Origin of the sequence: Kitasatospora sp. GP30 (assembly GCF_029892145.1) — a bacterium.
In the GTDB taxonomy this organism is placed as follows: domain Bacteria; phylum Actinomycetota; class Actinomycetes; order Streptomycetales; family Streptomycetaceae; genus Kitasatospora; species Kitasatospora acidiphila.
On sequence record NZ_JARZAH010000052.1, the window covers coordinates 18,615 to 32,478 of the forward strand.

Below are 13,864 nucleotides of genomic sequence, written 5' to 3' on the forward strand. Positions count from 1 at the left end.
CCAGCCCCCGGCCCACCGCCCGGCCCACCACGCGCCCCTGGCGGCGGTGCATCGGCCCGTCGGCCCGTCGGGCCGATGCGTCCGGTCGTCTGCCGCAGTCGGTGGGTCAGACGGCCGCGGTGTGGACGATGTTGGTCCAGTTGCCGAGACCGTTCGTGGCGTCGATCGTCACGCGGGCCATGTAGTTCGGCCCGCCCGACGTGTTCTGGCCGTCGTAGTAGTAGCCCGTGCCGTTGTCACCGGGCAGTCCGCTGTGGTGGCCGGAGATGGCGTACCAGGTGTGGCCGCCGTCTTGCCGTGCGGGGGCAGGGTGGCGGTGATGGTGTGCTCGGCGACGGTGCCGCCGTCGGCGGGGTTCTGCGGCCAGACGAGGCGTAGGGAGCGCATCTTCATGAACTCCACCGGCTGCAGGAACGGCCCAGTGGCGGTGCCGTCGGCGTGGACGGTGAGGCGGACCAGGGCGCCGGCGTTGGAGTAGTGGGTGCCGAACGGCGCCAGGATCAGGCCGCCCGGCTTTGTCTGCTTGATCCACGTCTGCGGGATGGTGCGGGGCGGGGCCGATCGCGGCTCGGCCAGGCAGGGCCAGCCTGGCTCCGATCGCGCCGAGGAGGCAGACGGCGGCGGCCACGACGCAGGCGAGGTGGAAGCCGTACATGAAGGAGTTCTGCACATCGGAGAGGAGCCTGGACTCACCCGCTGGGGCGAGGGTCGCGGCGCTGCCCAGGGCTGCGGCCACCGACTGCTTGCCGGCGGACACGGCCTGTTGGGGGAGGCCCGCGAAGGAGGTGTCGGTCAGCCGGGCGGCGTAGAGCGAGGTGAAGACGGAGCCCAGGACCGCCACGCCGAGGGTGCCTCCGGCCTCCCGCGTGGCGTCGTTGACCGCCGAACCGACGCCGGCCTTGGCCGGGGGAAGCACGCTGAGGATCGACTCGGTGGCCGGGGCGGTGGTGAGGCCGAGGCCGAGCAGCACCATCTGGCCGACGATCTGCGGGTAGGCCATGAACGCCGGTGATGTGGCGATCCACACGAACGAGCTGCCCAGCAGCAGGAGTCCAGTGGACACCACGGCCCGGGTGCCGCGCCGGGTCGCGAGCGCGACGCCGCCGAGGGAGCCGAGCGCGATGGTGAGGGCGACCGGCAGGATCCGCCCTGGAAGGCTCGCAGCTCTTCGGAGCATCCGAACTCGCGTTTCCATCACCGGCAAGAGGAGGAACCGCCGCGAGGCAGCCGGAGAAGATCTCTGGGAATACCTCGACGCCCTGTACGAGGCCGACGAGACAAGAGTACGAGCTCGACGAGGAGGCCCTGGATGCCGAGCAGCCACTCCCCCTGGCGAAGCTTCAGCTACTCCCGTTCCACGCCCCGCGACCGTGACCGCATCGCCCGCACTCAGTCCCACCACGATCGCAGGATCCATGTGCTCTTGGTCGAGGACGTGGCCCCAGGCCACCGGGTTTCCACGCCAGGGATACGACGTGACGCAGCTCCTCACGGTGCAAGATCGCTAACCGCTCCTGCGGGACGACCTGACCGGCGTCGGCAACCCGAGAAAAACCAGCGCATCGGTGCTCGAAAGCGCCATCTTCGGCGGCAGATGCCCGGAGTCTCCCGGCTTGAACTGGCCAGTCAGCTCCCCCGCTGTCGGATCCGTGATCGGGTGTCATATCGCGATCCCGTGACCTGTGGTTTTCGCGAATCCGCGGGACCTGTCCGTCGTCTTCAATCCACGCAAGCACGTCAAATCCCACGATCAGCGTGACCCCGCTGCCTGTGATGTGTTCACCCCCGGCCGCCTGTGGGCCATGGACCGCCAACTACTCCGAGTGAGCGGTCAGATGGTCCAGTCGATCGGGTAGTTGACGATGGGGATGAAAGTGACGCCGGCCTTCTCGGTTATCGCCCGGGCATCCACGATCATCTCCTTGAGTCGGCTCATCTGCTCCGCGTGCTCGTCGGACTCCCAGATGCTGACGTTGACCAACGAGCCGTCGGGCGAGCTAGCCCAGTGGTAGCTGATCAGGCCGGGCAGTTCCTTGATGGCCGGAATCAGGAAGCTGCTGATCGTCGCGGTCGCCTCCTGGACTTCCGGGAACCGGGCGGGATCGAAGTTGCCGCGCGAGACGCGGACGACCGCGGTCGGAGGGATCGGATCGGTGGTCACAGGAAGCCCCCTGGGATATTTACGTTATGATAGGGCATCAGAATATAATGTTCGCCAGGAGGATGTCCAGTGAGCCCTGTCACAGCCCGGCCTGCGGGACGGCCGAGAGACCCCGCGCTGGACCGGGCGATCCTGGCAGCGGCCGAGCAGCAGCTCCGCGAGGCCGGCTACGCCGGGATGTCCCTGGAGTCGGTAGCAGCCGCCGCCGGCACGACAGTCCCTGCCGTGCGCCGCAGATTCCCTGGCAAGGCCAGTATGGCCGTCGCGGTCATCGACTCGCTGCGGGTCGAGAGCATGCCCGCCGAGTCAGGGCCGCCCCGCGGCCGCGCCCTCGCGGTCCTGCGGAACTTCCGTGCCAACCTGCTGCGCAGCAACTCCATGGCGGTGGTCGGCACGCTGCTGGCCGAGGAGCACCGTCATCCGGAACTGCTCGCCGCCTTCCGACACCGCTTGGTCGAACCGCGCCGAGAAGCGCTGCACCAGGCCCTGGCCGAGGGCATCAGCTCCGGGCAACTGCCGGACTCGGCAGACCCCGACGTCCTCGCCAGCATGCTGATCGGTTCGTTCTACGCACGGTATATCGCCACCTCCGACATACCCGATGACTGGGCAGAACGGACCCTGCGGCACGTGTGGCCGGACGCCCCGCAGCACACAGCCGCGTTTCAAGTCCACCGTGGGTAAGGGCGCCTTGACCGTTCCGAGTTTCGTGTCACTTCTATGGGCGGCGCCTCGAAGGCGAGCTCGAGGTGCCCGAGGCGTAGCGGCTGATCGCGTTCGGACCGGAGACGTCCCGAATCCCTCCAGGACGGCTGTCTGAGCTCCGCCTTGGCCAACTCCAGGTCGATCGCCGGCGATTCTGCCGAGGCGCGCGAGCCCACCTCCGCCTCGCGCCACGCGACCCCGCTTGGCCCAACTAGGCAAGCGCCGACGGAGCACACTCCCTCGCGCTCCCAGCCGGCCCATGGCCTGGCGCAGCATAGCCGGGTCGAGATGCTGGGTGAGTTCGGCGGACGGCCTGGTGGTCGGCGTCGGGTCAGCGCGTAGCGGCCGGTGCGGTCGAGGGCTGTGTATAGCGGTCTGGCCGCGAGGCCGGCCAGGCGGCGGTGCGCGAGGCGGCCTCAGTGGCGCGGTCGGCTGTGTCGCGGCGGTGGCGCTCGACGCACAGCGCCCGCTGGACGGCGAGGTCGTGGTCCGGGTCGTAGCGCTTCGTCAGGGTGCTGGCGTTCTGATCGCGAACACGCTGCCACTCGGTGCGGGCGGCGGCCGCAGTGGCGACGGCCGACTCGTCGCCCGTATCAGCGTACCGGTCGGCATGGCGCTCGTCGTCCCGGACCCGCTCCGGGCCTGCTCGGTGGCCTCCAGGGTCATCCCGGCCGCCCGGCGGCGGACCTGCTGCGGACGTCGCCGAGCAGCTGGTGCTCGGGGCCGTCGAACCCGCCCTCACCATCCTCGCCTTCGTCGTCGGCCTGGCGTGATCGGCGGGGTGTGCTGGGCGGGAGCGGCGTGCAGCGTCGCCGCCGACACCCGCAGAGCCAGTCGCCCGGCCCCGGCCCCGCCGTCAGACCCCCCTGCTCAGTTCTGCTGGCGGGGCGTCAGGTCGCCGACGACTCCGAGCCGGATGCCCAGCCACGGATAGGTGTGGTTGAAGAACACGTTGTCCTGCGGTTGCATCCCGACTGCCGAAGGCCACATCTGGTAGGCCGACGCGTTGGAGATTCCACCGTGCAACCGCCGCCAGACCCGCACGGAGTTCCGTCCGGACGGAGGCGCGGTGATCGTGTCGGTCCATTCGACCGCGTTGCCGCCCTGGTCCAGGGTGCCCCACGGCGATGTGCTCCTCGCCTGGCCGACCGTACTGAGGCTGCCCTGGTAGAGGTCGGCGTAGGCGCGCGGGTCGAGCCCGATCGGGTTGACGCTGGAGCACTCCTGCGGCTGCACCTGCGCCGGGCACCAACTCGGTGCGGGCTGGCCCGTTGCGTGGTAGGAGGCCAGCGGCTGGGTCGCCGCGTTGGTGACATCACCGGTGCCGGGGTTGAGAACGGTGGGGTGCGGAGCGGTCGCGTCGCCGTCGCCGAAGACTCCCGGGTTGGTCGGGTACTTCCAGTACGAGTAGGTACCACCACCGCTCGGGTCGAAGTAGGCCGCCTTGATCCACTCATCCTGGCTCGGAATGACGAAGCCGGTACCGTGGGCTCGCGTCGCCTCCGGGCGAGCGAGGTCGTACATCCCGCCCTCGGTACGCGGTGACAGGTGGACCTGGTAGCTGACGTAGTGGAAACTACCGCTGCTGCTGGAGGTCTTGGAGACCAGCCGACCGTTGTAGAGCGAGTTGACGAAGCGCGCCGCCCTCAGGAAGTTCGCGAATCCGTACGGCTTATCCGCCCATTCCGGGTACGCCACCGAATAGTGCCGGCCCCGGCCGGCCCCGGCAGAGAAGTTGATCTGGCCGTACTTCGGCCACAGTGTCGAGCTCTCGGTCTCGTCGTAGAGGCCATGCGGGTCGCGTCCGCCCGGATCGGCCGTGTTCAGGAACGCCACCCACTGTTCGACGGTGACCTCGAGCTGCCCGATCTCATAGGGATAGCTGACACCTCCGACCATCAGACAGTCACTCGGTGTCTTGGGGGCGTCGGCGCAGGACCGGTAGACGGCGTCGGTGAACGGGACGACACCCACCGCGGGATTCCCCGGCGAGCCGACCGTAGCGGTCGTCACCGTGATGACCGCACCCTCACCGAAGGCGCTACTGGGTGAAGGCGTCTGCGCGGCAGCGGCACTGGAGCCGGCCAGTGCAGACGGAACGATCAGCACGGATGTCCCGCACATCGCCACAAGGACCCTGCGCAGGCGAGAGCGGCTGGAAACGAATGGCATGGGTACTCCCTTTCGGCCACAGTGGCCCGCCCCGACACCGGGACGACGGCACGGAGCGGTCTGACGATCACACTGGCAGGACCCACGGTAGCCCGGTCACTACTCTCCGCAGTCAATGACTCGCTGAAGCGTCGCGGAATGCCATCCTCGTGCCCCCACGCATTCCCGAAAGCGCATCAGATCGATTGCCTCGTCGGCCCACAGCTGCAGCAGAGCCCCCGGGCGTTCGTCCCGCGGGCAGAGCATGAACAGCGGGAAGCTCGTCGGACCGGCCGGCCGGGCAGGCTGCAGCACACGACAACAGCAGAGGATCTGCGGGCGGTGAAGCGCGCCTCCACTCCCAGGCGCACGAGATCGGCCGCGACCTCCGGACACGAACCGTTGCGGGCAGCCCCGCGCGGGCGCACCCGCGGCCGTCTCGGGCGGCGCCACGACCCCTACACCACCCCCGAGTCAGGCCCCCTGGCAGGACACGCCCTCACCCCTGCGCTCCGCGTGGCGCTGCCGCAACGCCTACCCCAACGGCGAAGCCCGCATCGAAGTCGACTACAGGGTCTGCAACCACTGCCGGCTCGGCTGGGTCGAGGAACCGTGCACCCGCGAGGCACACCTGCGAATCGGCCTGGCGGCCGCCGGCCTCGCCCTTCCCGGTCCTGGCGGCAGGCGGTGTCGGCCTGGCGCTTGGCGTGGCAGGGGTAGCAACGGCCGCCCTTTCGGTGGGTCCACTCGATGCGGGCCTCGGTGATCCAGACCTTCCCCTGCTTCGGCATCGTGCCGCAGTCGGTGCCGACCTCACCAGCGTCGAGCTGAGCGCACCGCCCGCCCTCGATCCCCACCCCACACCGACCACCGTTCTGCCCGAACTGACCAGCGACGTGTCCGCCCAATGCGAGGCGATGGACCAGGCGCTCGGCTCGGGTGACCCAACCGTCGGTCAACAGCAGGCGCGTCCAGCCGGAAGACCGGCCAGCGGGGCCTGGCCCCGCTTCGCCCGGCCTCGCCCGGACTAAACCGGTTCCTCTTCACGGCTATCGCGCAGAAGAGCTGCAGAAGAGGTGTCGCCGACGCGGGCTGGCTTGGGCCACGGCCCCTGACCTGGGAGAACAGAGGCCACTGCGACGAGGAGGCCGCACCACTCGGTGCCCTTGGCCAGCTACGAGGCACAGTCACAGGGACGTCGGCTCAGCACCACCGGTAGGAGGCGCCGGTCATCGCCGGGAGCAGCAGCGGGCCGACGCTGGTGGTGTCGGGCCGGGCCGGCTGGTCGAGGACTGCACCGATGGCCAGGTAGAGGTAGAGGGCGGCCGCGTCGGACAGCGGCAGCCACACCACCGGCACCTGGTCCGGGTCGTCCTGCTCGGCGCGGACGATGATGCGGTGGAGGCCAGGCGACAGGTGAGCGGTGAAGACCAGGCGCCGGGGGCGGAACGGCTCGTCCTCGCCCGGCCGTCCACGCCGGATCACGCACACCGCCGCCGTGGTCCGGGACCGCGCACACGCGATCCCGGACCAGCCCGTCACCATCGGGTGGCCGGGTCGTCGGCGCCGGCTGGCAACTCGGCAGCGGCCAGGACGCGTCCGGCGCCCAGGCGGGCCAGCCGTCGGCCAACGGCCCGGCGCGGTCGTCCAACATGCCGGTCGCCCGCCCGCGCCCGCTCGAACCATCGGGCGCGGGTCAACTCCGTGCAACGGGGTAGCCCGCAACCGGTGCCTTCGAGAGTCGTTGTCCCGGTGAGGTCCATCAACGCGCCAACCAGAGATACCGGGAGAACCCGACACCATGAAGATCGCTGCCCGCGGTGCCCTGCTGGCCTGCGCCCCTCTGCTCGCCGCCGCGCCGCTGCTCGCCGGCGCCTCGGCCCACGCCAACTCCGCCGCTCCTACGACCGATGCCACATGCGTGCTCAACGCCCACGGCGTCTTCGCCACCGCAGTCGATCCAGGAGGTATCAACCTCCCTCTGGGCGACACGCTGGCCATGACCGGAACCGTGACATGTGTGGACACTGCCGGCGCGCCCGTGGCCGCCGGGACATTCGAGCGCACCGTCACCATGCCGACCACGGAATGCACCGGCGACGAACACGGCGACACGTCCACCACGACCATCCACTGGACCGACGGAACCGCCTCCACCTTCAGGTTCGACAAGACCGATGTCGTGAAGGTGAACGGCACCGCCTCACTGGTCGTCAGCGGCCTTGTCACCGCAGACAGCACGCGCTTCGCCAACGACACCATCAACGCCGTGGGCACCAGCTCCGGCACCGGCTGCGGCACCCCGGCAGGCGAGACCGCCCTCGACTCGACCCTCGTGCTCCGCCTCACCCACTGAAACAGTGCCGCCGACCGGGTACACACCGCACGTGAAGGAAGACAGGACATGTCGCTCTCCCCGCCCGAACCGCGGGCAACCCCGGCGGACCCCACGACCCCGAAGGGCCGCATCTACGCGATGCTGGACACCGACGGAGATGGAACCGCCTCCAGGCACGACTACTTCGTCCGGATCGAACGGGCCCGGCAGGCCACCGGGCGTGCGCAGGACGACCCCCTGGTCATCGCCGCACGCACCACGGGCGAACGGGCCTGGGCCGCGATGGACGCCAACGGCGACGGCGTGCTGACCTACGAGGAGTACGCGGCCTGGGTGGACGCGGACAAGTTCGACAACGTCTGCCGGTACGCCCTCGCAGCCCTGTTCGACCTCGCCGACGCCGACCAGGACGGCGCCCTCCAGCGGTCCGAGTTCACGATGCTGCGCCAGGCACTGGGCAATCCGGCCGACAACGCCGACGCGGCCTTCGACGCGCTGGACACCAACGGCGACGGCCGGGTCAGCCGCGGCGAGTACCTGGCGGCGATCCGCGCGTACGTCACCGGCGACGACTCCCCCATGGGCGAAGTCCTGTACTGACCGTCTCGCCCGATAGGCGCTACCCCACCGTCGACGGCGGCCGGGGCCGGGTCGGGATCGGTGCGTAGTGCTCAGGCGCCACAACCACCACAGGAGGGACCGCAGTTGTGGCAGTCGCACACAGCCGCCCCCGGCACGCCCGCGGGCGCCTCAACACCACTGGTAGCAGGCGCCGGTCCGCAGTGCCGCGACGAGCAGGCCACGGACGAGGGCATTGTTCAGCCGACGGCCCTGAGCCCGCCGATGCCGGCCCCCGCCCGGGCCAGGGTCAGGCCGTTTAGGCGCTGGCGGCGGAGCCGCAGACCTTCGCCAGCGTCTGGGCGTCGATGTCGAAGAGTTGATGGCTCTCGCGATGCACGGAGTCACCGTCGTGTGCATCCGCATCGGCGGCCATGACACGGGCGTCGGTGGCCATGGAGTTGAGAGCGTTCTTCACCTGGGTGTCGAGTGCCACGCCGGCGCCGTGCTGGAGGTCGGCCGCATACTGATGCAGCGTTCGCGCGATGACGGGGACAGTGATGGTGGTGCCGCTGCCAACCGACGGCAGGTTGCCCGAGGCCGCTGCGGTGGCCTGCTGTTCGGCCACACAACCGGCGTCCTGAGTCGGCGCCGGCGTTGGCGTCGGCGTCGGCGTCGGCGGCCAGGTCACGGGCGAAGACTGACGGCAGGGGGCGGTCGGCGCCGGCGGTTCGGCGGCCTGACTGGAACGTCCGCGGCTACTCGCAGACCGAGACCCAGCGCCTCGGCGACCAGGCGGACACCCTCGCCGAACTGCTGCACGCAGGCACCGCCTACCCGGCGGGCAGCCGGGTCCTGGAGGCGGGCTGCGGCGTCGGCGCGCAGACGGTGCACTTGCCGGCCGCCAGCGCTGGCGTGCTGCTGACGGCGGCCGACCTCTCGGCACAGTCGCTGGCCGCGGCCCGGGCCCGGGTCGCGGCCAAGGCGCCCGCCGCCGACGTCACCTGGCACCAAGGAGACCTCCACCGGCTGCCCTTGCCCGACGGCGCGTTCGACCACGTCTTCCTGTGCTTCGTGCTGGAGCACCTGCCCGATCCGGAAGCCGGCCTGGCGGCGCTGCGGCGGGTGCTGCGGCCGGGCGGGACGATCACCGTGATCGAAGGCGACCACGGCTCCGCCTTCTTCCACCCGCAGACCCCGGCGGCCCGCCGCACGATCGAGCGGGGCCGTCGCGGGAATCAAGCTCGCCGCCGGATGTGTACTCGCCGGCCCGGGCGCGAGCTCCCAGTGGACTTGATGCCAACACCTTCGAGCGGACTGCCCGTACCCGGGAGGTGACGGTGCACCCGAGCCTGATGCCGTCCGCCCCAGGCAACCGCCGTCGATCCGGTCCGCGCCGAACCGCAGCGTGTTCAATACGGGCGCGCACACACCGGTGCGCCGCAGCGCCCACGTCGCCGAGCACCCGCTGCGCATCACACTGCTCGCAGCGCATGCGGCCGACCGGGCAAGGCTGTACCGCCTGCTGTCCGCCGCACACACCGCAACCGGGCGCCCGGTTCTGACCTGGGGGCAGGTGTGCGAGCACGGTGGCGAGGAACCGCTGCTTCTGCTCGCGCCGGTGAGCGGGCCGGGGCCGGCGCTGGGCCGGGGAAGGGCCGGGGCCGGGCGGATGCGGTCGAGCGGCTGCCGCGGTCGCGGCTCGAGGCGGTCGGCCACTGCCTGGCGGGTGAGAGACCCAGGTGGCCACATGGCCGACGCGCCGGACGCGGCCCGGCTGCCGCACCGCTACCGCCGGCAGTCCCCAAAACATTCGCGCGATTTTCGTTATCCGCCGCTCGAGCGAACGTCTCCTGTCTCGAAGGACCGTCCAGCGGAGGAGAACAGATGACGCAGCACACGACCGAGGAACTGACAGACCGGCATGCGCCGAGCCCGTCCGCACACCGGGCAAGCAGCGGGTCGCACCGGCGGGCCGACAACGGCCGGCACCGGGCAAGGTCCGGGTCCGCCGCGAAACCCCTGCTCGCGCTGGTCGCGGTAGCCGCGACGGCGACCACCGCGGTGATCGGGAGCAAGGTGCTGTTCTCCTATGGCCCGCAGGACGACAGGACAGCGGCCGCACCGCAGGCGCCGCTACCCGCAAGCGATACGCCCACCAACACCACGCCCACCAGCGCCACGCCGACCAGCACCGCGCCGGTGACGCCGAGCCAGTCGGCCGCGCCGGTGACGGCGCCCGCACCGCAGACCACCGGACCGAGCCGGCTGCCCAGCGCGTCCGCCGGCACCATTCCGCTACAGCGCTCCGCCACGGCCACCGCGGCTCCAAGCAGCCCGCCCGCGGTTCCATCGCCGCCACAGGCCACCCCGACGGCCACCTCCGACTCCGGCCCGGCCGGCGGCCTGGACACGGCGGCGAACCAGGTACTCACGCTGATCAACCAGGCACGTGCCGCCCAAGGCGTCGCCCCGCTCCAGATACTCTCCGGCCTGCAGACCAGCGCGAACGCGCACAACCGCACCATGGCCGCCGGCTGCGGCCTGCAACACCAGTGCCCGGGCGAACCCGCCTTCGGCGACCGCGAACATGCCGGCGGCGTGCAGTGGGGCACAGCGGGCGAGAACATCGGCGACGGCGGCCCAACCGCCGACACCACGGACGCGATAGCCAACATGGCGGTCGGCCTCACCAAAGACATGCTCGCCGAGCAACCACCCAACGACGGCCACCGTCGCAACATCCTCAACCCCGCCTTCCAACACATCGGAATCGAGCTGCTGCACGACTCCTCAGGCACGGTGTGGATGACCCAAGACTTCTCTGACTAAGTGGTCGGCTCGGGAAGTCCTTCGGGGGTTGATCAGTCTGGCTGGGCGGCGGAGGATTCTTCCTGGTGATCGGTGGTGTGCCGGTCGAGTCTGGCCGGCAGATCGTCCAGGTCGGAGGTGGTGAACCTCCACTGGAATGGCTGTGCCGTGGCGTTGTAGCGGTCTTCGAAGTCTCGGAGCCGGTCACTGACCTGGGTCGGTTGGTGAAGTCGTTGGGTGAGACGACCTTGTGCTGCACCACGGAGAAGTAGATCTCCACTTGGTTCAGCCATGAGGCGTGGACCGGGGTGTGTACCAGGACCGCGTTCGGGAATGCCGCGGCCTGCCGGTCGGCGGCCTTCGTGCCGCCAGGAGCACGATCCGCGCCCGCACCCGGTCCCGGTACTCGGTCCTGTGACCGTGGGCGGCCTTCCTCAGCCGGTGCCGCTCTGCGGCGGTCAGGACTATCGGGCGCGCGGTGGCAACAGGCAAGGCAGGCAGGCCGATCGGCAGAAGTAGATCAGGGCAGCCACAGCCTGCCGCAGGCGCTGACGTCTGATGGCCACCCGTCCATCAGACGATGGACGAGCTGCCCAACCCGCCGATCCGGCCGATCTCCTCCATCGGATACGGGGTCTGCCTGCTCTCCAGTTGGAACTTGCGGTAGAAGTCCGTCATCACCGCGGCGAGCGGGGCGTGGTGGGTGAGGATCGCCGCGACCTGCGGCGGAATCCCCTTCGGGCGCTCCCCTTGGGCGCATGCGCGCACGAACGCACTGCGCTCCTCCCCCCTGTACCCGTACAGGGCGGTGACCAGCCAGATCACCAGATGTGTGACGGAGTAGCAACGGTCATAGGTCCGGTGTTCGGTGAAAAAGTCGGCCTCTTCCTTGGACAGGTCGAACCGGGAGGAGATCGCGAGGCCGTAGTCCGCGAAGAACAGACGCTCACCGTCGGTCAGGATGTTCTGGAAGTGGGCATCGAAGTGCAGGAGACCGCGGGCGTTCATGAACGAGGTCCCAGCCTGCAGTTGCCTCACGACCATGGCGCAGGCCCTCTCGGCCGCCTCGTCCCCGGCTTTGACCTGAGTACCCAGCCAGTGGTGCAGGTTCTGCGGGATGTACTCCAGGAACAGTGCGATGCTCGCCGAGGAATCTCGCACAGCCTCGATCCGGCGGCGCACCTGCGATCCGCCTCCCCAGTAGGTGACAGCCTTCTCCACGTCGGCCAGTTCCTCGGGAAGCGACTGCCCGGGGTGCGGCAGGACCCGCCAGTGGTACATCAACGGGAAGCCCTCATAGTCCTGTGCGAGCACCCAGTTCGTCGTCATGGTGTGCACGGCCAGTTCCCTCCAGGCCCCAAAGCCCGGCCCCCCGATGACCCCGACACCGAAATGGGAGAAGGAAGGCAGCCCGAAGAGGTTCGCCGTGGACCGGACGTTCTCCGGCTGCCTTTCCAGATCGCTCAGCGGCACCCGCTTGACGAAGACCGGGGTCCCGCCGATGTCCAACAGCGCCGATGTCCCGCCGATACCGGATCCCATCGGCTCAGCCGCAGCCACGAGGTCGCGCAGTTCACGATCACTGCACAGGGCCAGCGCCGTGGAGACGGCACTGTAAGCCGCCAGCCGCGCATCGCGCGACATGTCAACGCTCTCGACGACTGCCTCCACGTGGGCAACAACCTCTCTGAGGCACCTGGGTGCCCCCGCCGAGCACCTGCGCGCGACGCACAGCCCTGCGGTTCGACACTTGGCACGTGCAGCGGGCATCCAGGATCCGCTTTGCGAACACAGACCCGAACCCCCTTTGGCTGCACTGTACGTGAAGACGACAACGAGATCGGGCGAACGCGATGCCTCGGCAAACCACCACTGCTCAGCGGCTCGGAACTGGGCTGGCTCGCAGTGGTAGGGCTTCGTGGCGCTGTCCTTCGACGCCGACGTGGGTGGGGCGGGACGCTGACGGCGGGTTACTCCACGGCTGACCCATCCGACCCGCCCCAACCCGAACGCTCTCACCCAACCCGCGAACTCCCAGCTCCGCCATCACTCCAACCCCCAGCCCAGAGCAGAGTCTCGCCCGAACAACGGCGGCCCTGCCCTTGATGTTGCGAGGGACGGGCCGCTGTCGTTCGGGGCCGGCCGGCAGTGGTTATCGGACGGTCACGGTGGTTGCCGGGGAGATGCGGTCCGTCACCAGGTGGCCGCCCTGCGGGGCGAGGAGGCGGACGCGGAACTGCTCCTTGCCGCGGCGGTCGGCACGGGAGTTGACGGTCAGTCGACCATCTGCGCTGGACTGCAGGCGAGCTGACTGGATCAACGGGGTGGGGGACCCGCACGGCATTGCCGGGCCGCAGTCGACAACTGCGGCATGCCGCGGCGGCGTGCAGGACCCGGCCACCATGCCTCCCACGCAGCCGACCAGGATGAGCGGGTGATCGGTGAATTGACGCACCATCAGCTCCCGCGTCGATCCGGTGTCCATCGCACGTAGATCGCAGCCTGTGAACCTGTTGTCACGGCCGGACGGGCCGGCCGCAAGTACAAAGGAGACACCGGGATGTCCAGGTTCGCAAACCTCAAGCGCGGTATCGCCCTAGCGGGCGCCGCAGTGGCACTGGCCGGCGGGGTCGGCCTCACCACCGCGGCCAGCGCCTCGGCGGACGCCGGCAACAACTGGGCCTGCTCGGAGAACCCGAGCAACTGGGACCACATGAACTGGGGCAACTGCCTGCTGCCCGGCGACCAGATGGTCTCCGCCGACGGCGCCTACCGGCTGGTCTACCAGAGCGACGGCAACCTGGTCGAGTACGACCAGTGGGGCAGCGCCCTCTGGTCGACCAGCACCCAGGGCCACGCGCCGGGCAAGGCGATCATGCAGAACGACGGCAACTTCGTGGTGTACGACACCTTCCAGAACGCCGTTTGGTCCAGCAGCACCAACTTCAACTGCAACCCCAGCGCCAACTGGCTCCGGCTGCAGGACGACGCCAACCTCGTCGTCTACCGTCCGCACGGCTCGGGTGCCTGGACCCCCGTCTGGTCGACCCACGGCGGCATGGTCGGCAGCTGCTGACGCAGGGTCCGACACCCCCCTTGCACCGACCCCGGCGGCGGCGATCCGCAGACCCGCCGCCGGG

14 protein-coding genes are annotated in these 13,864 nt (G+C 69.8%); 6 read left to right on the forward strand and 8 right to left on the reverse strand.

Going from position 1 to position 13,864, the window contains the following annotated elements; genetic code table 11:
* Nucleotides 1-106: 106 nt before the first annotated feature.
* Nucleotides 107-1,177: a hypothetical protein gene (locus tag P3T35_RS37140; RefSeq protein WP_180356237.1), complete on the reverse strand. Its 1,071-nt coding sequence runs from the start codon at nt 1,175-1,177 to the stop codon at nt 107-109.
* A gap of 654 nt (nt 1,178-1,831) precedes the next feature.
* Complete coding sequence (locus P3T35_RS37145) at nt 1,832-2,161, reverse strand: hypothetical protein (protein WP_101378299.1); 330 nt, start codon at nt 2,159-2,161, stop codon at nt 1,832-1,834.
* A gap of 69 nt (nt 2,162-2,230) precedes the next feature.
* On the opposite strand from P3T35_RS37145, the gene P3T35_RS37150 reads away from it, so the two are divergent.
* Nucleotides 2,231-2,845, forward strand: coding sequence for a TetR/AcrR family transcriptional regulator (locus tag P3T35_RS37150; protein ID WP_101378300.1), 615 nt, complete (start codon nt 2,231-2,233; stop codon nt 2,843-2,845).
* Between the two features lie 352 nt (nt 2,846-3,197).
* Here the strand turns inward: P3T35_RS37150 and P3T35_RS37155 are convergent, their stop codons facing one another.
* The 3 genes from P3T35_RS37155 to P3T35_RS37165 form a co-directional block, all read right to left on the reverse strand.
* Complete coding sequence (locus tag P3T35_RS37155; protein WP_101378301.1) at nt 3,198-3,611, reverse strand: hypothetical protein; 414 nt, start codon at nt 3,609-3,611, stop codon at nt 3,198-3,200.
* Nucleotides 3,612-3,736: 125 nt separating this feature from the next.
* The gene (locus P3T35_RS37160) at nt 3,737-4,879 is read right to left on the reverse strand and encodes a hypothetical protein (RefSeq protein ID WP_280709384.1); all 1,143 of its coding nucleotides are present in this window, start codon (nt 4,877-4,879) and stop codon (nt 3,737-3,739) included.
* Nucleotides 4,880-6,220: 1,341 nt separating this feature from the next.
* Complete coding sequence (locus tag P3T35_RS37165; protein WP_143676679.1) at nt 6,221-6,502, reverse strand: hypothetical protein; 282 nt, start codon at nt 6,500-6,502, stop codon at nt 6,221-6,223.
* Nucleotides 6,503-6,818: 316 nt separating this feature from the next.
* Between P3T35_RS37165 and P3T35_RS37170 the strand changes: the two genes are divergently transcribed.
* Nucleotides 6,819-7,373, forward strand: a complete 555-nt coding sequence (locus P3T35_RS37170; protein ID WP_101378303.1) for a hypothetical protein — start codon at nt 6,819-6,821, stop codon at nt 7,371-7,373.
* Nucleotides 7,374-7,421: 48 nt separating this feature from the next.
* Nucleotides 7,422-7,955 (forward strand): EF-hand domain-containing protein, encoded by a 534-nt coding sequence (locus P3T35_RS37175; protein WP_101378304.1) that lies wholly within the window; start codon nt 7,422-7,424, stop codon nt 7,953-7,955.
* Between the two features lie 277 nt (nt 7,956-8,232).
* Here the strand turns inward: P3T35_RS37175 and P3T35_RS37180 are convergent, their stop codons facing one another.
* On the reverse strand, nt 8,233-8,541 hold the full coding sequence (locus P3T35_RS37180; RefSeq protein WP_101378305.1) for a hypothetical protein: 309 nt from the start codon (nt 8,539-8,541) through the stop codon (nt 8,233-8,235).
* A gap of 29 nt (nt 8,542-8,570) precedes the next feature.
* On the opposite strand from P3T35_RS37180, the gene P3T35_RS37185 reads away from it, so the two are divergent.
* Together P3T35_RS37185 and P3T35_RS37190 are read left to right on the forward strand one after the other, a co-directional pair.
* Nucleotides 8,571-9,251, forward strand: coding sequence for a class I SAM-dependent methyltransferase (locus P3T35_RS37185; RefSeq protein WP_101378306.1), 681 nt, complete (start codon nt 8,571-8,573; stop codon nt 9,249-9,251).
* A 549-nt stretch (nt 9,252-9,800) separates the two neighbouring features.
* Nucleotides 9,801-10,745, forward strand: a complete 945-nt coding sequence (locus P3T35_RS37190) for a CAP domain-containing protein (RefSeq protein ID WP_101378307.1) — start codon at nt 9,801-9,803, stop codon at nt 10,743-10,745.
* A 552-nt stretch (nt 10,746-11,297) separates the two neighbouring features.
* Here P3T35_RS37190 and P3T35_RS37195 read toward each other — a convergent pair.
* A complete protein-coding gene (locus tag P3T35_RS37195) occupies nt 11,298-12,368 on the reverse strand; it encodes a hypothetical protein (protein WP_101384721.1) in 1,071 nt (356 codons plus the stop codon).
* A 508-nt stretch (nt 12,369-12,876) separates the two neighbouring features.
* Complete coding sequence (locus P3T35_RS37200) at nt 12,877-13,044, reverse strand: hypothetical protein (protein WP_180356239.1); 168 nt, start codon at nt 13,042-13,044, stop codon at nt 12,877-12,879.
* Nucleotides 13,045-13,284: 240 nt separating this feature from the next.
* Between P3T35_RS37200 and P3T35_RS37205 the strand changes: the two genes are divergently transcribed.
* On the forward strand, nt 13,285-13,800 hold the full coding sequence (locus P3T35_RS37205; RefSeq protein WP_101378309.1) for a hypothetical protein: 516 nt from the start codon (nt 13,285-13,287) through the stop codon (nt 13,798-13,800).
* Nucleotides 13,801-13,864: the final 64 nt, after the last annotated feature.